Source organism: Plectonema cf. radiosum LEGE 06105, assembly GCF_015207665.1.
In the GTDB taxonomy this organism is placed as follows: domain Bacteria; phylum Cyanobacteriota; class Cyanobacteriia; order Cyanobacteriales; family Nostocaceae; genus Rivularia; species Rivularia radiosa_A.
Window position 1 is genome coordinate 1 of sequence record NZ_JADEWL010000043.1, and the last position, 21,638, is coordinate 21,638.

The following is a 21,638-nucleotide window of genomic DNA, read 5'->3' on the forward strand; positions in this document are numbered from 1 at the left end:
CTCCTAACTCCCAACCCCTAACTCCCAACTCCCAACCCCTAACTCCCAACTCCCAACTCTCAACTCCCAACTCCTAACTCCCAACCCCTCACTCCTCACTCCTAACTCCTAACTCCTAACTCCTCACTCCTAACTCCTAACTCCTCACTCCTCACTCCTAACTCTTAAATATTCCCTAAACTACTAGAATTTTTTTTAAATCTCCGCTTAGATAGTCGCGTAAACCTCTATTCTAACGATGGGAGTTACGACTCCTAATTTGAACGAAAATAGTTATAACTCATTCATACAAAGGAACCCAAACAGATGATGGATACTACTATTGAAGCGATTGTCGCCCGCGAAATTCTTGATTCCCGTGGTAGACCTACTATTGAAGCTGAGGTACATTTGTTCAATGGTGTTGTCGGATTAGCTCAGGTTCCCAGTGGCGCTTCTACAGGGACTTTTGAAGCCCATGAATTGCGGGATGGGGATAAAAGCCGTTATGGCGGTAAAGGTGTCCTCAAGGCGGTACAGAACGTGAATGAGACGCTAGCACCAAAGCTGTTGGATATGGATGCTCTCAATCAAGAACAGCTTGATAAAATGATGATTGCTCTTGATGGTTCTCAAAATAAATCTAATTTGGGTGCTAATGCGATTTTAGGGATTTCTTTGGCGGCTGCAAAGGCAAGTGCTGAATCTTTGGGACTTCCCCTATATCGTTATTTGGGTGGACCTTTGGCAAATTTATTACCCGTACCGTTGATGAATGTGATTAACGGTGGCGCACACGCTGCAAATAATGTTGATTTCCAAGAGTTTATGATAGTCCCGATTGGTGCATCTTCTTTCCGGGAAGCTTTGCGCTGGGGTGCGGAAGTGTTTGCGACTTTGAGTAAAGTTTTGGATGAGAAAGGTGTGTTAACTGGGGTTGGTGATGAAGGTGGTTTTGCTCCGAATTTGGAATCAAATCAAGTTGCTTTAGAATTATTAGTTGCTGCAATTGAACAAGCTGGTTACAAGCCAGGGGAAGAAGTTGCTTTAGCTTTGGATGTTGCAGCCAGCGAATTTTACAAAGATGGACAATATGTTTACGACGGTAAACCTCATTCCCCCGTTGAATTCATTGATTATATGGCACAATTGGTAAATCAATATCCCATCATTTCGATTGAAGATGGTTTACACGAAGAAGACTGGGAGAGTTGGCAGTTACTTACTGAAAAATTGGGTTCTCATGTTCAATTGGTTGGTGATGATTTATTTGTTACCAACGTTCAACGCTTGCAAAAAGGTATTGAGCAGAAAGCAGGTAACTCAATTTTGATTAAACTCAATCAAATTGGTTCCTTAACAGAAACTTTGCAAACCATTGACTTAGCGACTCGTAACGGGTTCCGTTCCGTAATCAGCCATCGTTCCGGTGAAACCGAAGACACCACAATTGCTGATTTAGCAGTAGCTACCAGAGCCGGGCAAATTAAAACAGGTTCTTTGTGTCGTAGTGAACGAGTAGCTAAGTATAATCGCTTATTAAGAATTGAAGATGAATTAGGAGACAGTGCTGTTTATGCAGGTACGGTAGGAATGGGACCTAAGTAATTTTGGATTTTAGATTTTAGATTTTGGATTGAATTTGAGAAACCCGGTTTTTTTGTTGAAAGAGCCGGGTTTCTTGGTTCGTAATAAACGATTGATCGCAATATTTCATTATTAATAACTGTTTAGAGTGTTATATTGGTACTATTAAAAAATTTGTAAAAAAGGATAATAGAATTGACTAATTTTACCTACGAACCTCCCGAATCAAAGAAGTTTATTCATTCATTAATAAAATACTTCCGACAGAAATATAAAGACGAATTAGCAGCTTTGCTTACTTATTCAAGTTATGAAGTTTTTTCAACTGGACGTTTTTCTAACATTCGTTGGAATGAGTATGATGCAATATTAAAATTTTATGTACCTATTGATTACATCCAAAAATTTACAGAACAAATAAAAAAAGATTTATTAGATTCATCTCGTCAATTTTTTCCAAGTGAAGTTGGTTATTTCATATCAGATTTGGAAATAATTCCTATGCTCGAAGCTCCACCAGACGATGAAAGCAGTTTATCAAATTCTGCTTCACTGGTTTCTACTGGGACTATCGAACATGATGGTTTAAGATTCCGTTCCAGTACTGAAATAAAAGTTTACAAGGCACTTGAAAAACGTAATGTTTTACTCTTCCCTAATGCTACAGCAGTTTTAGGTGGTAAAGGTGTCAAAAGGGAACCAGATTCTTTAGTTTGTCAGAATGGAAAATGGGGGATTCTTGAGGTTATGGGAGACCAGTATCATTCCAGTAATACAGCAATGCGAGACCATAATAGAGCAAGACTTTTCAAAGATTATGGTCTGTTCTGTATAGAATTTTATGATGCAACAAGATGTTATGAGAAACCTGATGAAGTCGTTGATAATTTCCTAGAAATTTTATCCAAAGCTACTTCATAATTAATAGTTAGGAGTTAATAGTTTAACTTGTTGAAACCCGGTTTTTTGAAAAAGCCGGGTTCTTTGGGTTTTAGTAAGGACTTTAGTACTTTCTTCTTTTAATCTGTATGTTTAACTTCCATTTTTGACGGATTATTGCATAGGGTAGCTTTCAGTAGTTCAAATATCTTATTTTTGTCGTTTACCGTTTATTAGTTCTCCTAACTTTTAACTCTTAACTCCTAACTCCTAACTCTACAACAACATCCCCGCAATACAAGCCGTCATAAAACAGGCGATCGCACCACCAATCATTGCTCTAATCCCCATTTGTGCTAAATCTGCTTGACGATTCGGTGCGATCGCGCCGATTCCCCCGATTTGAATACCGATGGAGCCAATATTCGAGAATCCACATAGAGCGTAAGTAGCAATTATTCTCGCCCTTTCAGAAATTGCCGCATCTTTTACCATTTGTTGTAGGTCTTGATAAGCGATAAATTCGTTTAAAATCGTCTTTTTACCCAGCAATATCCCCACTTGCCCGCAATCTGCCCAGGGTACACCCATCAACCAAGCTACGGGGGCAAGTAGGTAAGAAAATATCCACTCTAATGATAATTGTGGTAAACCAGTCTGCGAACCAATATAACCCAAAATACCGTTTACTAAGGCTAATAACCCCAAAAACGCAATCAACATCGCAGCAACATTTAAAGCTAATTTCATCCCTTCACTAGCACCAGTTGCAGCTGCATCAATCACGTTGGAGTAAGCACTTTCTACCTGGATTGTAACTTTACCTGCGGTAGGAGAATCTTCGGTTTCAGGATAAAGCAATTTAGAAACAGCTAATGCAGCAGGTGCAGACATTACTGAAGCTGCAATTAAATGTTCTGCTGACACCCCAAAGGAAATATAGGCAGCCATCACTCCACCTGCGATGGTAGCAAATCCTCCCGTCATAATTGCGTGTAATTCGGAACGAGTCATTGTTGCTACATAGGGTTTGATTAACAAAGGTGCTTCACTTTGTCCGACAAAGATATTCGCAGCCGCACTTAAAGATTCAGAACCCGATGTTTTCATGGTTTTGATCATCACTGCTGCGACGATTTGCACTATTCTTTGTAAGATTCCATAGTGGTATAAGATGGTGATAAAAGAAGAGAAAAATATAATTGTCGGTAGTACTTTGAAAGCAATGTAGTGTTCTTCAAAGTTGTCACCAAAAACGAATCTTGCTCCTGCATCGGAATAGTTGAGAAATTGACTGACTATATCTCCGATAAATTTGAATACGATAAAACCAGGTTTTGTTCTGAGAATTAATACCCCGAAAATCAATTGTAAAGCAATTCCCCAGAGTACCGGAAGCCACCGGATAGCGCGACGATTGACAGACAAACCATAAGAAATACCTACAAATGCAAAAATTCCCAGCAACGATATCAAACGTTCCATAATCAATTATCAGTTAAGTAAGTAGGCACCACTAAAGTCAAAGTCCGATAGTTATAAATACAAGACTTACGTATGTGAAGCCAGAAACCCGGTTTATGCAACGTAAGTCAGAATCAAAATATTTTTTTCTACTATCATATGCCCTAAATGTAATGCTGTAACATTTAGGACATATGATGTGTTTGATTCAAGTAAGCCAGAATTGAATCATGCGGAACACAGGTTTTGATGGGATTACGCAAACACAGTATCAATATTATCAATAAAGGTGCTAGCTGATTGCCAACTGACAACTGCTAGAAGCTCTCCAAACTGAGAAATTTCAGCACCATTTGCACCATCAACAATTGAGAGTTCGTTGAGATTACCAGAAACATCAAAGGTGGTTTGACCTAACTGGAAGTTATTTATCGTATCAATTCCCTTCCCTGCTTCTAAAACAACTATATCCTGACCACCACCAAGCCAGATGATATCGTTGCCAAAACCACCAACAATTTTATCGTTACCAGAGCCAGTGTAAATAGTGTCATCACCAGCACCGCCAAATACGATATTGTCGCCTTCAGCAGCGAAAATCAGGTCATTACCAAAGCCACCATAGATAGTATCAGCTTGAGAACCACCATACATAGTGTCATCTCCAGCACCACCGAATACAATATTTTCACCTTCAGCAGCGAAAATAGCGTCATTACCAGCACCACCATACATAGTATCAGCTTGAGAACCACCATACATAGTGTCATCTCCAGCACCACCGTAAAGAGTATTCATACCCTCGCTGCCGAAGATTTGGTCGTTGCCTCCTTTACCGAAGATAGTATCATCGCCGACTGTACCAAAAAGGGACTCACTATCCTCTGTTCCCAACATTGCCTCCGAAGCTGAAACAATTTTAAAATCGTCTACTAGCAATCCAGAGTCAACAACAGTATCTTGCAAATCTACGACTCCGATACCTACTGTATAGGTACCACCTGCGGAAAACTCAAAGGTGAAATTATCGTAGTCTGTCTCTTCAGAGAAGACTGTGGGGGATAGCTCAAAGAAACTGTTGGTATCAGCTAATTCGGATAATGTATTGGAAGTGATGAACACAAAGGCAAAATCATTGAAGAATGTGGGTGTTCCTTCGTTAGTCAGGAAGTTAAAATCAAAGCTCAAAACATCCCCAGCTTCCACAGTAATTGTTTTCTGCAAGGCTGAACCTTCTGTAGCATCTCCGTTACCGATACTGTCTATATCTCCAGAATTCAAACCCAAGAAGCTTTCTAGAGTGTTATCACTAACTGAACCAACACCTGTGGTTAGCAAAGCTTGGAAATCACCTTGAGTGGGAACAGCACCAAATTCAGCGGTTTGGATACTAGCATCACCGATAGTTCCCCAAGCGGTGAAGTCTCCAGTTTCAAACCCGCCATTTCCAATAACTTCTACGGTAATATCAATATCGTATGTACCAGTACTGGAGCCAAAACCACTACCTGCAATGAAAGGGTTGTAAGAGAAGTTTGCAAAGCTGCTAACGCCAACATAATAGTTATCAGTTGCAGTTGCAAAGAAATCGATGAAAGAGTCTAAGGTAAAGGGTTCTCCAGGAGCAGGATTATCATCACTTACAGCTAATTCATTACCAGCAGAGTCAAACAATCGCAGGATTGGATCTAAACCGGAAGCAAATTCAGCCGAGTCGATGTCGATAGTAAGGCGATCGCCAGCATCAAGTTGCAACTCATAAATATCTACGTCATCGCTAGGTGGGACATCCGGATTGTTGCCAATCTGACTAGATAGGAAGAAGTTTCCTGGATTCGTCGAACTCAAGTTAGTTGTAATTGCTTGAGAAATAGTATCGTTGGGTTCGTTTTCCTCTACTGTTACTGTTAATTCATCAGGAGGATTCGACTCGAACGGTTCTTCTCCTGAAGGAAACCCAGGAGAAGTAAAAACAGGTTCTTCTTCATCGAACGGTTCTTCTCCTGGATTTAAAATCAACTCAGGAAGAATAAAATCGAAATCCATTTTCTTTTTTCCTTTTTACTTAGGTTATTTTTTCGCAGGCATATCTGTACTCGAAGCTTCGATCTGCTTGAAATAAGCACATTCTTAAAAAAATGCGAGTTTTTAAAAGACTAAAATTCCAGCCTTTTTCACCAAACTTATTGACGATTGCAAAATATACTCAATCGCTGATACTAAGCATCTTTTTGCTCTACACAATAGCTAGTAGTCGATTGCATCAAACGCCTGGGACTGCAAGTCCCAGTCTAATAGCGAAAATCGTCTAAAGACGATTGAGAAATAATCCTCAAAACTAATGAAATGAACTACTAGTACTCCACCACATTAATTTTGTGGGGTATTACTTTAGTCCTATTTATAGGACTTATGCTATTAGAGCGGGGAATTTCATTCCCTGGCGGATTGGATGCCCACCTAGCAAAATTAATGAGATAAACAATTAAGAGCAATAACAGGGAACAGGATTTTAACCAGCTAATGAGAAATTAGACTTACACCTATTCACTGTATAATTTTTATCTTCAATAAAAACCCGTATCAACTATCTTTAACTAAAATTTATTTTGAATATGAGAGTTAAAAATCCTCTATTCCTTGTATTAAAGGGAAAATTTCTAATTTATTCAATTAAAAACGGCTATTTAAAATAAAGACTTTGTAATATGTATATTTTATACTTAGACTATTTAGTAGCCGTGAAAATACGTTTAAAATATGTTCGCTTAATCACTTACGATATGTCATTGCGAGCGGAACGGAGTGAAGCAAAGCAATCCCAGGATTTTGGGATTGCTAACGCTTCGCTCGCAATGACAATTGTTTGTCCGGACATGATATAAATGGGGGGGGAATACAGTCCCGACAATATATTTATCTTTCAAAAATGGCATACTTGCCGCAATCAACTGCTAACTAATTTACAATTCCATCACTCCCCGATAATGGGTTTCAATTTCTTTAACAGTTTTTGATTTACGCTTGGTTTGCCATTGACTATGTTTGAATAATTCTTGACGCAAGCTATCAACGTCGATATTTTTAACGTTACCATTACCAACAATTAACTTACCATTTACCCAGACGCTATCTACTACATTTGTAGGTCTTCCCAACACCAATAAACCTACTGGATCGGTACGGGGCAATAATGATAAACTGGTTAAATCGTACATGACTAAATCAGCTTTTTTCCCTACTGTTAAAGAACCAATCTCTTCTCCTAAATTAAGTCCTTTTGCACCACCTAAAGAAGCCATTTCAATTGATTCTCTGGGTGTAATCCAATGCTGATAATCTAAATCAGTAACGTTATGTAAAATCGAACCAATTTTAATCGCTTCTAATAAATCTTGAGAATCATTACTTGATGCACCATCGCAACCAAAAGATACATTTACCCCAACTTGACGATATTTTAAAATCGGTGCAATTCCACTTCCCAAACGTAAATTACTCAAGGGATTATGAACTACTGTCGATTGAGTTTGTGCCAAAATATTAATGTCGCTGTCAGTTAAATGAACGCAATGAGCTAAAGAAGTGCGATAATTCAAATAACCAATTTCGTGTAAATGTTCGACAGCCGTACAACCGTATTTTTCTTTGGCTAACTTTTCCTGAGCTTTGGTTTCCAATAAATGGGAATGACGACAAAGATTGTATTTATCACTTAACTCAATACATCCTTTAAATAAAGCATCGCTGCAAAGTTGAATTCCCGTCGGTGCTAAAGCGATATAAATCCCATCTTCCGGTTGATGAAATTGATTTATTGCTGATTCCATGATTTCCAATGTTGCTTGAGTCGAGCGAAAATAATCCTCATGAATTACATCCGATTCACCCGAAGGAATCCCAGCAGTGAGCGATTGATCTTGAATTAATGGTGCAATAATTGCCCGAATACCAACTTTTCGGTAAGCTTCAACTGCAACAGTGATGGTTTCGAGTTCCTTTCCAGGAATCAAAACTAAATGATCAACTACACTCGTACCACCCGACAATAAAGTTTCTACCGCAGTCCCCAAAGCGCTAAGATAAACTTGTTCCGTATCGAGGGGTGCAAAATCATAAAGTTCTGCCAACCATAATTCTAAAGGATAAATCGACATTATCCCCCGCTGCCACATTTCCGAAGAATGAGTGTGAGCGTTAACAAATCCCGGTAACAGTAACTTATTTTTACCATCAATTACTGCGCCAATTACATCTAAATTGGAAGAAATAGCTGCTATTTTTCCATCCTTAATTTGTACATCAACCGTAGCGTAATCATCTTCAATGGGAATTAAAACATTTTGAATTGTAAAGTTCATGAATTTAAGTTTAATTAAGTATTACAAAGAATTTGAGGTTAAAGGTTAAATAACTCCGAACACGGATTAAATCGATGACGCTGATGACACTGATTAATAATTCATAACTCCTAACTCTTAACTGCTAACTTTTATTATGAAGCCATTACGAACCCTGGGAGTTGCACCAAATGCTTGGATGGTAAATGATACTATCGCAGATATTACTCGTCCTCCCGTCGAACCACAACCCGTTATTGTAGCCACAGAAACCAAAAATGTGCGCTTCGATTTAGCAAAATCCGCTATTATCGTTATCGATATGCAAAACGATTTTTGTCATCCCGATGGTTGGTTAGCTCATATCGGAGTAGATATAACACCTGCACGCCAACCAATTAAACCTTTACGAAGCTTGCTGACTGTATTGCGATCGCAAAATGTACCTGTAATATGGCTCAATTGGGGCAATCGTCCCGATTTACTAAATATTAGTGCAGGTTTGCATCACGTTTACAATCCTACTGGTGAAGGTGTCGGTTTGGGAGATGCTTTACCCTCTCAAAATACGAAAGTTCTCACCAAAGATAGTTGGTCAGCAGCAGTTGTGGATGAATTAGAACAATTACCTCAAGATATTTACATAGATAAATTTAGAATGAGCGGCTTCTGGGATACCCCATTAGACAGCATTTTAAGAAATTTAGGTAAAACAACATTATTTTTTGCAGGTGTTAATGCCGACCAATGCGTTCTCTGTACCCTACAAGATGCTAATTTTTTAGGATACGACTGTATTTTGATCAAAGACTGTACTGCTACAACTTCCCCAGAATATTGCTGGTTAGCAACCCTTTACAACGTTAAACAATTGTTTGGCTTTGTTACAGACTCGAAAGCGCTTATTCAAAGTATTGAGAAAAGGGGTACTCTTAACTCCTAACTCCTACTCCCTACTCCCTACTCCCTACTAAAATGATTAACAGTTGCGTAATTCCGGTTATTAAATCTCCATCTGATTATCAAGCGTATCGGATTAGTCCTAACGATTCTAACCGTTTGGCGATTGTTTTCGACCCGGCGATCGCCAATTCGTCGTTAACTTGTTGTGTGGAGATTTTCGATGTGGGTGGGAAGACTCCCCCTAATCGTCATTTGTTCGCTTTGGAAATGTTTTTTATCCTTAAAGGGGAAGGTCAAGCAACTTGTGATGGTAAAACTGTAAAAATTAAAGCGGGGGATAGTTTATTAGTTCCTGCTACTGGTACTCATGTTATCGAAAATACAGGTTCGGGACGTTTATACACTTTAACTATTATGGTTCCCAATGAAGATTTTGCCGAATTAATTCGCAGCGGTATACCTGTAGAATTGGATGCGGAAGATATGGCAGTTTTGGGTAGACATTCGTCAATGAATAACTAAGAGCAGAAATTGATACTACCTGCTGCTTATGGACTTCCAGAGTCTAATAAAATTATTAAATGAACTTTTAGCTGATTACAATTTTATACATTAAAGCTACTTTGACGACTTAGAGACTGATGAGAATGCAAGGAAAGCTGAGAATGATAATCGTCAGCTGCACGGTGGTTCCTGTAACCTCAATCCGGATTACTGTTGTAGTGGGAGCTTCTAGCTCGCTAGCTGTTACCATCAGGGAGCGAGACGCTGCCACTACGAATAGATGACTCATCATAGCGAGGTTTTCCGTATGTCCTTATGGACACCTAAGAAACTCGCACTACTGAATCTTACGTATTTTTTAATTTGAAATTACTCAAAAAGATTGTTGAACATTAAACAGCTAATTCCAACAAACTTGGATAACCGTAAGAATTCTTTGCTTGTAACGGAAAACTATCGTAATTGTGAAATACAAAATCAGCAGTTACCTGAAGATTATTCTTTAAATGACAATCTTCTCCAAAAGCTTCCAAAGCGATACTCCACCAGCTATTACCATTAATTTCTGTATTAGTAAGTTCAAAACTACAACCGTTATCTATATCAGTATCGGTATTAGTAGAAACAGGTTCTGCTGTATTGGCAGTGATTTGATAAAGTTGCGAATAACGAACTTTTGCGACTCTTACCCATATAGGATTATTGCCAATTTGAGCAAGTTGAAAAGTTTCTTCAGTAGAATCTAAACATCGCCACTTTTTCCATTTTTCCAGATTACCTCTTACCATAGAACCAAAATTTATCTCATTAGAGTCGGGATAACGCCATTTGATTTCCAAGGCTCCTTGACGTAACTTAATCCCTAAATAATCGCATTTTGGAATGTAAAGATACACATCTTGGCGTTTTTCTGGTACTTTTATGGGTGATAAAAGACAATTCTGCTTAAACCAAGATTCAACATTTTCGGGAATATTACCCGAGTAAAACCAGCGCACTTCGTAAGTTGTCAACATACGTGGGACAATAAAACGAGAATTTACCCTTATGGTTACGCATTATTTCCAGCCCAAAGGAACCAAAGCAAATGTGGAAACGAATTTCAGTTACTTTATTTTTAGTATTTAGCTTGTGCCTAACTAATATTAGTACAGCCGATGCTGCCGCACTTAATAGTTATATAGACTCAACCGATGGCTATCAGTTCTTATATCCTACCGGCTGGGTGGAAGTAAAGGTAGGTAACGGTCCGGATGTTGTTTTTCACGATATCATCGAAACAACTGAAAATGTTTCCGTGGTGATTAGTCCGGTAGCATCAGGTAAAACTTTAGCGGAATTAGGTACACCCACAGAAGTAGGATATAAATTGGGAAAAAATGCTCTTGCTCCCCAAGGTTCTAATCGTATAGCAGAGTTAGTTAATGCCGAACAAAAAATCGGGGAAGATGGTAAAACTTACTATTTATTAGAGTTTTTGGTGAAATTTCCCAACAAACGAGAACGTCACAATCTTGCTAGTGTTGCCGTTAGCCGTGGTAAATTATTTACTTTCAATGCTTCAGTACCCGAAAGACGTTGGAATCGCATGAAACGTATGATTCAAGATTCTGTAGGTTCTTTCCGTGTAGATTAATCGATTATCAATTAGAGATTGGGTATTAAGAGTATTAAGTTTTTAACTCTTAACTCCTAATTCATAACTCCTAACTTTTCCTAAATATGGGTACTCCAACATTTGTCCTCGCTTCCGCTTCAACTGCACGTCGTCGTCTACTGCAAAATGTGGGAATTCAACCTTTTGTTTGTCCGAGCGATTTTGATGAGTCTCAAATTCAAATTGAAAATCCAGCAGAATTGGTAGAAACTCTGGCTTTACGAAAAGCCGAAACTGTAGCACCGAATTTTCAATCGGCTTTAGTTATGGGCTGCGATTCGGTTTTGGCTATTAATGGCGAAATTCATGGTAAACCCGTTAATCGAGAAGAAGCACGTCAACGCTGGATGATGATGCGGGGTAACTGCGGTGAACTTTTCACTGGTCATGTATTTATTGATAATCTACAAAAACTAAATTTAGTCAAGCATCAGGTTACAAAAGTTTATTTTGCTTCAGTAAGTCTTACGGAAATAGATGCTTATGTAGCTACTGAAGAACCCCTAAAATGTGCTGGTGCTTTTGCAATGGAAGGAAAGGGTTCTGTTTTTGTTGAAAAAATTGAAGGCTGTTACAGTAATGTAGTGGGATTGAGTTTACCTCTGTTGCGGATCATGTTAGCGCAGATGGGCTATTCTATTGCTGATTTTTGGATTTGAGAAATCGGTTAAAAGTTAGCAATTATTATTAGTATTTTCTTCTCTTGCGGTTCCCTATTCTCTTTTTTAATAATGCTCCCAGTTATTTCTACTATCCCTGTGCGTCAAATGGCTTCGGGTGATGTTTTATCGCTACAAGTTTACAAATTTATCGGTGCTAATGCGGGTAAAAAAGTTTATATCCAATCAAATCTTCATGGTGCAGAAATAGTCGGCAATGCTGTTATTCACCAATTGATTGAATTTTTATGGATGTTAAATAATACAGATTTAATTGGAGAAATTTGGCTGCTTCCAGTTTGTAATCCCATGGGAACTAATCAACGTTCTCACAATTTCTCTTCTGGTAGATACTGTGTTTATGAAGCAAAAGATTGGAATCGTATTTTTTGGGATTATGAAAAGGATATATCTAAAATTAGCAATCACGGAGAAAATCAATTATTAGCATTCGCAAAATCTCAGCTTGATTTGGATACAGAGGAGATTAAAAAGAATTTCCTGAGTGCAATTAAACAACAATTTGTCAAACTTTCAGAACAGATTAATTCTGCTAATGGAGTACCCTATACCGAGAGATTTCGCTACAAATTGCAATCTCTAAGTTTAGATGCAGACTACTTAATTGATATCCACAGTTCGACAAATCAAGGCTTAAATTATCTTTATTATTTTCGCGATCGCCAGGAAAGCGCTAAATATTTTCTACTCGATTTTGGCATTTTATTAGATGAGTATGACGGAGATGCTTTTGACGAAGCTTTTATTAAACCTTGGTTAGCCCTAGAAGAATGTTTTTTGCAGTTGGGTAGAACCGTTAAATTTGATGTGGAAGCTTGGACACTCGAACTTGGCAAGGGAATGACAATGATTCCTGATTCAGTGACAAAAGGTGTTAAAGGTGTAAAAAATTATTTAAAACAAAAGGGTGTGTTATCTAAAGAGTTTAAATTAGATGATTTGCCACAAAAGAATAATCAAATGAGTTTTAAAACTAGAAGTCAAGTTACAAAATATTACGCACCAGTTGGTGGGATGATTAACTCAATCATCGAAGTTGGTAAGGAAGTACAAGCAGGAGAACAACTTTATCAAATACTTAGTTTTAATAAGCAAGGTAAATTACCTACGACGGTAGATATTTTTGCTACTGTTGATGGGTTTGTGTACGATGTTTCGATAAATCAAGCAGTAAATGAAGGTGAATTTGTACTTTCGATTGTTTAATATAGAAAATGAGGAATAAAACCGAAGGGCATTGTGATGAATTAAGCCACCGGAGTTAGGAGTTAATCAAAATTATCCATAATCAGTATATTTCCCTATGGATGAGGCAGATTCGGACGGGCAAGGATGCCCATCCTACAAGAGCTTTATAATATAATGCTGTACCTTATTTATCTGCAAAATGCTGTAACTGTTTGTTTAATACTTATAGTGCTATTCAAGTTTGTTGAACTCCGTTATTTACCCAGTTGATAGAACATTGTTGTATCAGGAACGCTATGTCAGATTCAAAGTTTTTCAATGAAGCTCTAGAAGCACTATATAAAGCCGCGAAGGCATCTGCTAATTTTGTCGAGGTGGCATTAACTTCAAAAGATATTGATTTTAATCCAGCCTATGAAGAGCGTTTAAAAGCGGCGCTTTCGGTATTGAAAATTACATGGTCAAATGAAGACGATGACGAAGATGAAGAATATGAAGACGACGAAGAAGACGAATTACCCTACATACAAAGTAACAATTAGAAGAAAAATATCTGCAAATTAGAACCCTTGTGAAGACGCGATGTATCGCGTCTCTACATTCTTTTTCGGAGATAGATATCTATTTAATTAATAACTTTTGATTGCGCGTTGCATTTCACGCTGATCTTGACGTTTTTTGATGGTTTCTCGCTTGTCGTGAAGCTTTTTACCTCTACCAAGAGCGATACTAACTTTTACCCAACCACCTTTAAAATACATTTTTAAAGGCACTAAAGTCAAACCTTGCTGTTCTGTCTTTCCGATCAATTTGCGAATTTCGTCACGGTGAAGTAGAAGTTTACGGCTGCGACGCGGTTCGTGATTAAAGTATTGTCCGCTAAAATTGTAAGGTGAAATATGTACGTTGAGCAGCCATGCTTCATTGTCACGAATTAACGCATATCCATCTTGAAGATTAGTTTTACCAGCCCGGATAGACTTGACTTCGGTTCCTGTTAGCTGAATTCCAGCTTCGTAGGTTTCCATAATTTCGTATAAAAAACGGGCTTGACGGTTGTCAGCAATAACTTTGTAACCTTGATTTTTTTTATCTTTATCTTTATCTTTGCTCATTGATGATTTTTTGAAACTCCAATAATTATTCCCAATAAAAACTTTCTAAGATTTTATTTTATTAATTTAGCCTTTTTAAATATAGAACCGCTCTCGTTTGACAAAATTTGATGGATTTAGAGTATATAAGTACTATTTGTGAAGCATGATTAACAAATTCAGGACTTACGCAAAACAAATACGAGAGTAGAGCTAATTCATGAATTACTGCAAAAAGAACTCTTTGAGTCACATATTGCTTAAGTCCTAAAATTTTAAAACTTTTATCTAGTAAGGATTTGAGAATTTTGATGACAATGTGCTAGTTTAACTTGCCTGGAAACAATTTAACACCTTTAACCTTTGCTTACCGAAGCTGACTCTACTGTGGGAAGATTATAAATATGTTACGACAAAATCTAAAATAAATTGATGTTGCATTATTGGATTTCATGTTCAACTTATTAAAATCTTGTTTGAAGAGTAGTCTAATTACACTAATGCTGGTAACGCTATTTTTAGGAATAAGTGTAACTGGATGGACTTCTTCGAGTATTGCTGCTCTACCAGCAGGAAATGCAATTACCGATGGTAAAGCTTTATTACGGTATGCACTTCCCATAGAGAATCAACCAGTACGGAAATTGCAAAAAAGCTTGGAAGATATTGCTACCCAACTACGAGCTAATCGGCGGTGGGGAGCTATTAACAATGACTTAAAAACTGCTTCGCGGGTTCTGAGTAAACCAGAAAGTTTACTGACAAGTGTTCCAGAAGAAAAACAAGAGCAAGCAAAGGTTTGGATTAACGAACTGCAAACTGGTGTAGAAAAACTGCAAGAAGTAGCGAAAAATAAAGACAAAGAAGAAACTTGGATCGAACGAGCCAAGCTTTTAGATTTAGTCGGACAACTTGAAGAATCGATGGTGGTGGGTTTTCCCTATGAAGTACCCGCAGAATATAGTAACTTACCCCAATTAAAAGGACGCGCTACGGTATCGGTAAAAACGACTCAAGGAGACTTAGAAGTTGTTGTTGATGGTTACAGCGCTCCCGTTACTGCTGGAAACTTCGTGGATTTGGTCAAACGGGGTTTTTACGATGGTTTAGAATTTTTACGTGCTGAAGATTTTTATGTACTGCAAGTTGGAGATCCGCCGGGTAAAGATGTAGGTTTTATTGACCCAAAAACAGGCGAATATCGTGCTATTCCCTTGGAAGTACTTGTAGAAGGTGATAAAGAGCCAATTTATGGTATTACACTCGAAGAAGCTGGACTATACACCGAAATGCCAGTTTTACCTTTTTCCTCTTACGGAGCGGTAGCAATGGCTCGTCCTGAAACTGAAGTTAACGGGGCTTCTTCCCAGTTTTTCTTCTTTCTATTTGAAGCCGAACTGACTCCCGCTGGACGTAACTTATTAGATGGACGTTATTCGGTGTTTGGTTATGTCACCAAAGGTAAAGAAGTTTTAGAGAAAATTAAGCAAGGAGACAAAATCGAATCAGCCAAAGTTATTCAAGGAATTGAGAATTTAGTTGAACCGCAAAATGCATAGATGTTCAAGGCTTTGTTCCGATTTTTGGCGTTGCTGAAAAGATGCATGAAGATGGTTTTGCGTGATTTTAAAAACCTTGGGAGACGTGATATATCACGTCTCTACATTATTTAAAATTCATCGCTGGATTCAGCAACGCCCGATTTTTGTAAACCAAAAAGTTTAACTGCAACCATCATGTTGATTTTGATCGGCAATGGTTGCGGTTTGTTTTTGCGATCGCCTTGGACGATATTTAACCTCTAACCTCTAACCTTTGACCTTTAACGTGTATTTAACAAAACAAATAAGTACTCACGCAAAATTAATTGTACATTGTCATTGCGAGTGTAGCGTTCGCGCAGCGTCTCGCGAAAGCGACTCAGCGAAACGAAGCATTCACCCGAAGGGTGAATGCTTCACTTCGTAAGCGCTTGCGCGAACGCAATGACACAAATAATTTTGCATACCCACTTATTTCAGTATTTATACTCCAGTTATTCTAACCTCTGAGAGACAAAAATATGAAAAGAGGTCTTATCAAAGCTATTGTTTTGTGTTTTGTCAAGATTTCCTTAAAACGTATTTATCATAGTCGAATGGATTTATCTTATGCAAGCAGCCTTTCCAGTTTCTCCGCTACGACCATTAGAACAATTAATTGACTACACTCCACTGACTGTAGCACCAGAAACAACAGTTTGGGATACCATCGCATTGATGAATAAACATCAACCACCAGCACCATACATTTTGGTAGTGGAAAATTGGCAGGTTGTAGGGTTGTTTTCCTGGGAAGATGTTTTACGGGTTGTAGAATCGGAAATGAATTTAAAAAGCAGTAAAATTACTGAAGCAATGAATATTTCAGTAGTCAAGCTTAGATATTATCAAGTTCAAGACATAAAATTAATATTGGATATTTTTATTCAACTTAAAAATCTACCTATTATAATTGAAGATGAAAAAAAACAATTAGTAGGTTGTATTTCGCCTGAAACGATTACTAATTTTTTACTCAAAGATTACAAATTTAAAATTAGAGAAGCAGAAGATTTCAGGAATATAAATCATCAAAAAATATGGGTAAATTTAGATTCAGAAGAAAAAAGCAAAATTGAAAATTTAGAAACTTTACTTTACCTTCAACAAGCTTTAGAAAGTAGTCGTGAAGGCATTATTATTACAGATTTAGCAGGTAAGGTAATTTATATAAATTCCAGCTTTAGTAAAATTTTGAACTATACTCGTGAAGAATTAAATGCATTAGGAGGATTCTCATTCATCTGGAACGATATAGCAAAATATCAACAATTATTAGCAACCATAAAACAAAGAAAATCATGGCATAGTGAATTAGAGATAAAATCCCGTAATGATGACGTTTTCTATATTAATCTACGGACTGATGCAGTAGAAGACGTTACGGGCAAAATTATTGCCATGATCAGCATTAACACTAATATTGGCGAAGAAATCAAAGCGCAAAAAGCTTTACATTTAAAAAATCAAGCAATAGCTGCTAGTAATAACGGCATAGCAATTTTTGATGTGAGATTACCTTCTAAACCGATTGTTTATGGTAACGCTGAATTTGAACGCTTGAGTGGTAATAGTGTATCGGAAGTATTAGGACTAACAAACGATTTTATTCAAGAGATTAATCATGCAATAAATAAACTAAATAAACTAAATAAATTAAATAAACTAAATAGATTATCTCAACTAGACTCTGAGATTTATTCAAAAGAATTTACACCAATTATACGTAACTACTGTAAAGATGGGAATGAATATTGGTATCAACTTAATTTTTCTCCTATTTTTAACGACAATAATAAATTAACTCACTACATATGCATTCAAACTGATATCACTAAACATAAGCTTGCAGAAATGTCGCTGTTTTTAACACAGGAAAAATTCAAGCACTTACTCTTTTCAAACACGGGAGTAATTTATACTTCTGATTTTTGTGAAGACTATAGTATAACTTTTATCAGCGATAATATTTTTGAGATAATCGGTTATCAAACAGATGAAATTGTGTCCGATTCTAATTTTTGGTTAACTCACATTCATCCCGATGATTTATCCTTATTTCGTACAGAATTGCCCAAGGTATTTACTCAAAAAAAAGTAATTATCGAATATCGTTTTCTCCACAAAAATGGTAACTATATTTGGATATACGAACAATCAAAATTAGTCAAAGATTATAACAATAATCCTGTAGAAATTGTTGGTCATAGAATTGATATTACCGAACGTAAACAACTTGAAGAAGACTTCAAACAAGCATTAGAGAAAGAAAAAGAACTTAACGAACTTAAAACCCGTTTTATTTCTATGACTTCTCATGAATTTCGCACCCCTTTAAGTACTATTCTTTCTTCTTCAGAATTACTAGAAAACTACCGCAATCAGTGGGAAGAAGAAAAGCAACTCAAGCATTTTAATCGGATAACAACAGCAGTCAAGCACATGACTAATTTGTTGAATGATGTCTTATTTTTCGGCAAAGCAGAAGCGGAAAAACTTGATTACAATCCAGTTGAGATGGATTTAGTTGAATACAGTCGGCAGTTAGTAGAAGATGTACAAATTAATCAAATCAAAAATCAAGTTGGTCGTCTAGATGTAGAAATTAACTTTATAACTAATCAAACTCAAATCATCGGTAATCTTGATGAAAGAACTTTAGGACATATTTTAAATAACTTACTTTCAAATGCAACTAAATATTCTCAACCTGGAACTACCGTTAACTTTACTGTTTCTTCTCAAAAACAACAAGTAATATTTGAAATTGAAGATAAAGGTATCGGAATTCCCCCAGAAGATTTACCTTTTTTATTCGACTCTTTTCATAGATGTCAAAATGTAGGGAATATCCAGGGTACAGGATTAGGATTATCGATTGTCAAAAAGTGTTTAGATATGCTCCAAGGCAAAATTAGCGTCACAAGTCAAGTTGGAGTTGGAACAAAGTTTACAGTGACAATTCCTTTAGAATATTCCTGTAATAACTCTTAGATGTTTGCCAATATTTATAATTAACTAAAAAAAATGTAGGTAGATAGTTTTAAGTGTAATTACTATGGCGATCGCAAATAATCCTCTTGTAAAATAAAATCTTATATGATGATTAATTAATGTTTATTTATCTAAACATTATTCATTAATTTTCAATTATTAAATAATAATAAAACAAAAAAATAATTTTATCGCGATGACTAAAATATTAGTAATTGAAGACGAAGAATCAGTTCGTGAAAATATTTTGGATTTACTGGAAGCTGAAAGTTTTGAAACTCTAGCTGCTGCTGACGGAAAAATAGGAATAGATTTAGCAATTTCTGAAGTACCAGACTTAATTCTGTGCGACTTAATGATGCCAAATCTTGATGGTTATGAAGTTTTAAAAAAGCTACATTTACAAGCAGTTACAGCAACCATTCCATTTGTTTTTCTTACAGCTAGAACTGCTAAGGCTGATTTACGTAAAGGAATGAATTTGGGTGCTGATGATTATCTTACCAAGCCATTTACTCGTTCGGAATTGTTAAATACAATCATGAGTCGCTTGGAAAAGAAAGTAACTACTTTCAAATATATTTCTAAAACAAATAAAAATACCGCTAGATTTTTACCAGAATTTCAAATTTTAAAAACTTGTTTGCTAAAAACTTTAGCAAAGAGAAATCTCAAAGAATTTCAAGTTAATTATCAACCAATTGTTGATAGTGGTTTGGGTAATATAGTTGCTGCTGAAAGTTTAATCCGTTGGGAAAGTCCAGAATTAGGTTTAATTTCTCCAGCAGAATTAATTCCTTTAGCTGAATCTACAGGTTTAATTACTCCAATTGGAGAATGGTTAATTAAGAATGTTTGTAACCAAACCAAAATATGGCAAGATGCAGGTTACAAAAATTTCTACTCAACAGTTAATATTTCAATTAATCAATTAATTCAGCCAGATTTTGTTTCCAAAATACTTACAGTATTAGCAGACAATAATTTGCATCCCTCATCTTTAGAATTAGAAATTACAGAAGGGATGGTTGAGCAAGATGTGAATACAGCAATTAATCGAATGGAGGAATTACAATCTTATGGTTTGAAACTTGCTATTGATGACTTTGGTGTAGGTCGTTCCTCGCTGATTTATTTGAAGCAACTACCAATAAATACTTTGAAAATAGACCACTACTTTATCCATAATATTGATAAAGATATACAAAAAGCAGCCATAACTAAAGGCATTATTGAAATGGCTCATAATCTGAATTTAGAAGTAGTTGCTGAGGGTGTGGAAACTAAAGCAGAATTAAATATTGTCCGCGCATATAAATGTGATAAAACACAAGGTTATCTTTTAAGTCATCCTTTACCAGCAGCAGAGTTTGAGGAATTATTACTTACTGATAAACGCTTAATAACCTAGAACTTGCAAATTACTTCTTTTATCAAAAAATAATATACCATATATTGTATTCAATTAACAATATAAATGAAGAAATATAAAGTTGTTTGCCACTATAATTGACAATATTTACATCATATACATGACATCAAGTCTCAGAAAATACTCAAATTCTGGGACTTTGTTGTGTTACTATAAAAAGCTAGATTATATGTAATACTACAGTTGAATATGTTTTTATTTCTCTTAAGGAAGTAATTCTTTGGAAGCAAAAAAATCTCATAATCAAGAAAACTATAAAGCAAGTATTAAGTAATCTCTGATAAAAGTAAATTTTCTGCAAATTTTCAGTTTAGTTTAGTTGATGTCACGAAAAATATGTAATTGTTTATTTGGCTACTTTAATCATATTTTATACACCTATTTTTCAAAAATTGTTTACCTTTCCGTTATTCCTGTGCTTTACCTCTAAATAAAATTATGTATAAAAGGATTGCCTACAAAATTCGGAACGAAGTTTTGTTAAATACTCGTCAACTTCCGTTTTTCTGTACTCAAGCTGAACTTAATTTCCGAACAGCCCAGAAAAAACACTGTGAAAATTTACCAGTTATTTCGGATTACGAGCAAGATTTAATCGCTAAGTTGAGAACAGAAGGAGTAGCAATAACTTCTTTAGAAGCCTTATCAATTCCTTCTACTGAGTTTATGCTTGAAGCTGCTGAAATATTAATGCCAAAAATACCAGCAAACATTTCTGACAATAAGAACGAATTTGTAGTTCATGCTACACCACAGCAAATTTTAGAACATGAAGAAATTTTTCTCTGGGGTTTAGAGCAGCGTTTAATTAACATAGTTGAGAATTATATTGGCTTACCAGTGGCTTATCACGGAGCCTATTTTCGTAGGGATATTGCCAACGAAGTTCAACTAAAATCAAGACTATGGCATATAGATCCTGAAGATAAAAAAGTCTTGAAAATTGTAATTTATCTCAATGATGTTGATGATAATAATGGTCCCTTTGAATATATTCCTAAGTGTTTTACTCCTAAATTAGTTTCTTCTTTAAAATATAATCATGGTTACGTTCAAGATAAAACAATGGAGAAACTAATATCTCCATCAGAATTTAAATCCTGTACAGGAATTGCTGGAACGGTTATTTTAGCTGCTACTGGTGGTATATTTCATCGAGGTAAATTACCAGTATCTTCTGATCGGTATACAGTATTTTTTGATTATACTTCTAGGAAACCAATAGTACATAATCATTATGGTGCCTCTTTCCTTAGTCATGAAGATTTACAATTGTTAAGTAAAAATCTTTCACTTCAACAAAGACAATGTGTTTTTTGGAAAGAAAATTTTTGGTAAACTTTTAGTGGTAATGGGT

General features: G+C 36.2%; 19 protein-coding genes. 13 read left to right on the forward strand and 6 right to left on the reverse strand.

The window, feature by feature from the left end; genetic code table 11:
• Positions 1 to 306: 306 nt before the first annotated feature.
• Both eno and IQ247_RS14410 read left to right on the forward strand, forming a co-directional pair.
• Positions 307 to 1,587 (forward strand): phosphopyruvate hydratase, encoded by a 1,281-nt coding sequence (eno, locus tag IQ247_RS14405; RefSeq protein WP_193921050.1) that lies wholly within the window; start codon positions 307 to 309, stop codon positions 1,585 to 1,587.
• 174 nt (positions 1,588 to 1,761) lie between these two features.
• Positions 1,762 to 2,487, forward strand: coding sequence for a hypothetical protein (locus IQ247_RS14410; protein ID WP_193921052.1), 726 nt, complete (start codon positions 1,762 to 1,764; stop codon positions 2,485 to 2,487).
• A 234-nt stretch (positions 2,488 to 2,721) separates the two neighbouring features.
• On the opposite strand, the gene IQ247_RS14415 is transcribed toward IQ247_RS14410, so the two are convergent.
• Together IQ247_RS14415 and IQ247_RS14420 are read right to left on the reverse strand one after the other, a co-directional pair.
• Positions 2,722 to 3,930 carry a NupC/NupG family nucleoside CNT transporter gene (locus IQ247_RS14415; RefSeq protein ID WP_193921053.1) on the reverse strand — a complete coding sequence of 403 codons (1,209 nt, stop codon included), beginning with the start codon at positions 3,928 to 3,930 and terminating at the stop codon, positions 2,722 to 2,724.
• A 234-nt stretch (positions 3,931 to 4,164) separates the two neighbouring features.
• Positions 4,165 to 5,955 carry a pre-peptidase C-terminal domain-containing protein gene (locus tag IQ247_RS14420; protein ID WP_193921056.1) on the reverse strand — a complete coding sequence of 597 codons (1,791 nt, stop codon included), beginning with the start codon at positions 5,953 to 5,955 and terminating at the stop codon, positions 4,165 to 4,167.
• A 662-nt stretch (positions 5,956 to 6,617) separates the two neighbouring features.
• Here IQ247_RS14420 and IQ247_RS14425 point away from each other — a divergent pair.
• Positions 6,618 to 6,794: a hypothetical protein gene (locus tag IQ247_RS14425; protein ID WP_193921058.1), complete on the forward strand. Its 177-nt coding sequence runs from the start codon at positions 6,618 to 6,620 to the stop codon at positions 6,792 to 6,794.
• Positions 6,795 to 6,872: 78 nt separating this feature from the next.
• Here the strand turns inward: IQ247_RS14425 and IQ247_RS14430 are convergent, their stop codons facing one another.
• The gene (locus IQ247_RS14430) at positions 6,873 to 8,270 is read right to left on the reverse strand and encodes an amidohydrolase (protein WP_193921060.1); all 1,398 of its coding nucleotides are present in this window, start codon (positions 8,268 to 8,270) and stop codon (positions 6,873 to 6,875) included.
• 136 nt (positions 8,271 to 8,406) lie between these two features.
• On the opposite strand from IQ247_RS14430, the gene IQ247_RS14435 reads away from it, so the two are divergent.
• Positions 8,407 to 9,192 (forward strand): cysteine hydrolase family protein, encoded by a 786-nt coding sequence (locus tag IQ247_RS14435; RefSeq protein ID WP_228059744.1) that lies wholly within the window; start codon positions 8,407 to 8,409, stop codon positions 9,190 to 9,192.
• Between the two features lie 32 nt (positions 9,193 to 9,224).
• Positions 9,225 to 9,674 carry a cupin domain-containing protein gene (locus tag IQ247_RS14440; protein WP_193921062.1) on the forward strand — a complete coding sequence of 150 codons (450 nt, stop codon included), beginning with the start codon at positions 9,225 to 9,227 and terminating at the stop codon, positions 9,672 to 9,674.
• A gap of 109 nt (positions 9,675 to 9,783) precedes the next feature.
• Here IQ247_RS14440 and IQ247_RS14445 read toward each other — a convergent pair whose 3' ends face one another.
• On the reverse strand, positions 9,784 to 9,948 hold the full coding sequence (locus IQ247_RS14445) for a hypothetical protein (RefSeq protein WP_193921064.1): 165 nt from the start codon (positions 9,946 to 9,948) through the stop codon (positions 9,784 to 9,786).
• 100 nt (positions 9,949 to 10,048) lie between these two features.
• Entirely contained in the window at positions 10,049 to 10,672 is a 624-nt protein-coding gene (locus IQ247_RS14450) for a hypothetical protein (protein ID WP_193921066.1), read from the reverse strand.
• Between the two features lie 71 nt (positions 10,673 to 10,743).
• Here IQ247_RS14450 and psbP point away from each other — a divergent pair, with 71 nt between their 5' ends.
• The 4 genes from psbP (at position 10,744) to IQ247_RS14470 (ending at position 13,723) form a co-directional block, all read left to right on the forward strand.
• A complete protein-coding gene (psbP, locus tag IQ247_RS14455; protein WP_193921068.1) occupies positions 10,744 to 11,292 on the forward strand; it encodes a photosystem II reaction center PsbP in 549 nt (182 codons plus the stop codon).
• Between the two features lie 86 nt (positions 11,293 to 11,378).
• Entirely contained in the window at positions 11,379 to 11,972 is a 594-nt protein-coding gene (locus IQ247_RS14460; protein WP_193921070.1) for a Maf family protein, read from the forward strand.
• Between the two features lie 72 nt (positions 11,973 to 12,044).
• Positions 12,045 to 13,199 carry a succinylglutamate desuccinylase/aspartoacylase family protein gene (locus tag IQ247_RS14465; protein WP_193921072.1) on the forward strand — a complete coding sequence of 385 codons (1,155 nt, stop codon included), beginning with the start codon at positions 12,045 to 12,047 and terminating at the stop codon, positions 13,197 to 13,199.
• A gap of 278 nt (positions 13,200 to 13,477) precedes the next feature.
• The gene (locus IQ247_RS14470) at positions 13,478 to 13,723 is read left to right on the forward strand and encodes a hypothetical protein (RefSeq protein ID WP_193921074.1); all 246 of its coding nucleotides are present in this window, start codon (positions 13,478 to 13,480) and stop codon (positions 13,721 to 13,723) included.
• Between the two features lie 87 nt (positions 13,724 to 13,810).
• On the opposite strand, the gene smpB is transcribed toward IQ247_RS14470, so the two are convergent.
• Entirely contained in the window at positions 13,811 to 14,296 is a 486-nt protein-coding gene (smpB, locus tag IQ247_RS14475; protein WP_193921081.1) for an SsrA-binding protein SmpB, read from the reverse strand.
• Positions 14,297 to 14,775: 479 nt separating this feature from the next.
• On the opposite strand from smpB, the gene IQ247_RS14480 reads away from it, so the two are divergent.
• From IQ247_RS14480 to IQ247_RS14495, 4 genes are all read left to right on the forward strand, one after another.
• The gene (locus tag IQ247_RS14480) at positions 14,776 to 15,834 is read left to right on the forward strand and encodes a peptidylprolyl isomerase (protein ID WP_228059745.1); all 1,059 of its coding nucleotides are present in this window, start codon (positions 14,776 to 14,778) and stop codon (positions 15,832 to 15,834) included.
• Positions 15,835 to 16,425: 591 nt separating this feature from the next.
• Complete coding sequence (locus IQ247_RS14485) at positions 16,426 to 18,849, forward strand: PAS domain S-box protein (RefSeq protein ID WP_193921085.1); 2,424 nt, start codon at positions 16,426 to 16,428, stop codon at positions 18,847 to 18,849.
• Positions 18,850 to 19,045: 196 nt separating this feature from the next.
• Positions 19,046 to 20,260: an EAL domain-containing response regulator gene (locus IQ247_RS14490; RefSeq protein ID WP_193921087.1), complete on the forward strand. Its 1,215-nt coding sequence runs from the start codon at positions 19,046 to 19,048 to the stop codon at positions 20,258 to 20,260.
• A 459-nt stretch (positions 20,261 to 20,719) separates the two neighbouring features.
• Positions 20,720 to 21,619: a phytanoyl-CoA dioxygenase family protein gene (locus tag IQ247_RS14495; protein WP_193921089.1), complete on the forward strand. Its 900-nt coding sequence runs from the start codon at positions 20,720 to 20,722 to the stop codon at positions 21,617 to 21,619.
• The last annotated feature ends 19 nt before the right edge of the window (positions 21,620 to 21,638 follow it).

Excerpts from the sequence above, each read along its gene's own strand:
- smpB (WP_193921081.1), bottom strand. The coding sequence starts at position 14,296 with ATGAGCAAAGATAAAGATAAAGATAAAAAAAATCAAGGTTACAAAGTT.
- IQ247_RS14450 (WP_193921066.1), bottom strand. The coding sequence starts at position 10,672 with ATGTTGACAACTTACGAAGTGCGCTGGTTTTACTCGGGTAATATTCCC.
- IQ247_RS14470 (WP_193921074.1), top strand. The coding sequence starts at position 13,478 with ATGTCAGATTCAAAGTTTTTCAATGAAGCTCTAGAAGCACTATATAAA.
- IQ247_RS14425 (WP_193921058.1), top strand. The coding sequence starts at position 6,618 with ATGTATATTTTATACTTAGACTATTTAGTAGCCGTGAAAATACGTTTA.
- IQ247_RS14485 (WP_193921085.1), top strand. The coding sequence starts at position 16,426 with ATGCAAGCAGCCTTTCCAGTTTCTCCGCTACGACCATTAGAACAATTA.
- IQ247_RS14460 (WP_193921070.1), top strand. The coding sequence starts at position 11,379 with ATGGGTACTCCAACATTTGTCCTCGCTTCCGCTTCAACTGCACGTCGT.
- IQ247_RS14435 (WP_228059744.1), top strand. The coding sequence starts at position 8,407 with ATGAAGCCATTACGAACCCTGGGAGTTGCACCAAATGCTTGGATGGTA.
- IQ247_RS14490 (WP_193921087.1), top strand. The coding sequence starts at position 19,046 with ATGACTAAAATATTAGTAATTGAAGACGAAGAATCAGTTCGTGAAAAT.
- IQ247_RS14465 (WP_193921072.1), top strand. The coding sequence starts at position 12,045 with ATGCTCCCAGTTATTTCTACTATCCCTGTGCGTCAAATGGCTTCGGGT.
- IQ247_RS14430 (WP_193921060.1), bottom strand. The coding sequence starts at position 8,270 with ATGAACTTTACAATTCAAAATGTTTTAATTCCCATTGAAGATGATTAC.
- eno (WP_193921050.1), top strand. The coding sequence starts at position 307 with ATGATGGATACTACTATTGAAGCGATTGTCGCCCGCGAAATTCTTGAT.
- IQ247_RS14495 (WP_193921089.1), top strand. The coding sequence starts at position 20,720 with ATGTATAAAAGGATTGCCTACAAAATTCGGAACGAAGTTTTGTTAAAT.
- IQ247_RS14480 (WP_228059745.1), top strand. The coding sequence starts at position 14,776 with ATGCTGGTAACGCTATTTTTAGGAATAAGTGTAACTGGATGGACTTCT.
- IQ247_RS14440 (WP_193921062.1), top strand. The coding sequence starts at position 9,225 with ATGATTAACAGTTGCGTAATTCCGGTTATTAAATCTCCATCTGATTAT.
- IQ247_RS14445 (WP_193921064.1), bottom strand. The coding sequence starts at position 9,948 with ATGATGAGTCATCTATTCGTAGTGGCAGCGTCTCGCTCCCTGATGGTA.
- psbP (WP_193921068.1), top strand. The coding sequence starts at position 10,744 with ATGTGGAAACGAATTTCAGTTACTTTATTTTTAGTATTTAGCTTGTGC.
- IQ247_RS14415 (WP_193921053.1), bottom strand. The coding sequence starts at position 3,930 with ATGGAACGTTTGATATCGTTGCTGGGAATTTTTGCATTTGTAGGTATT.
- IQ247_RS14420 (WP_193921056.1), bottom strand. The coding sequence starts at position 5,955 with ATGGATTTCGATTTTATTCTTCCTGAGTTGATTTTAAATCCAGGAGAA.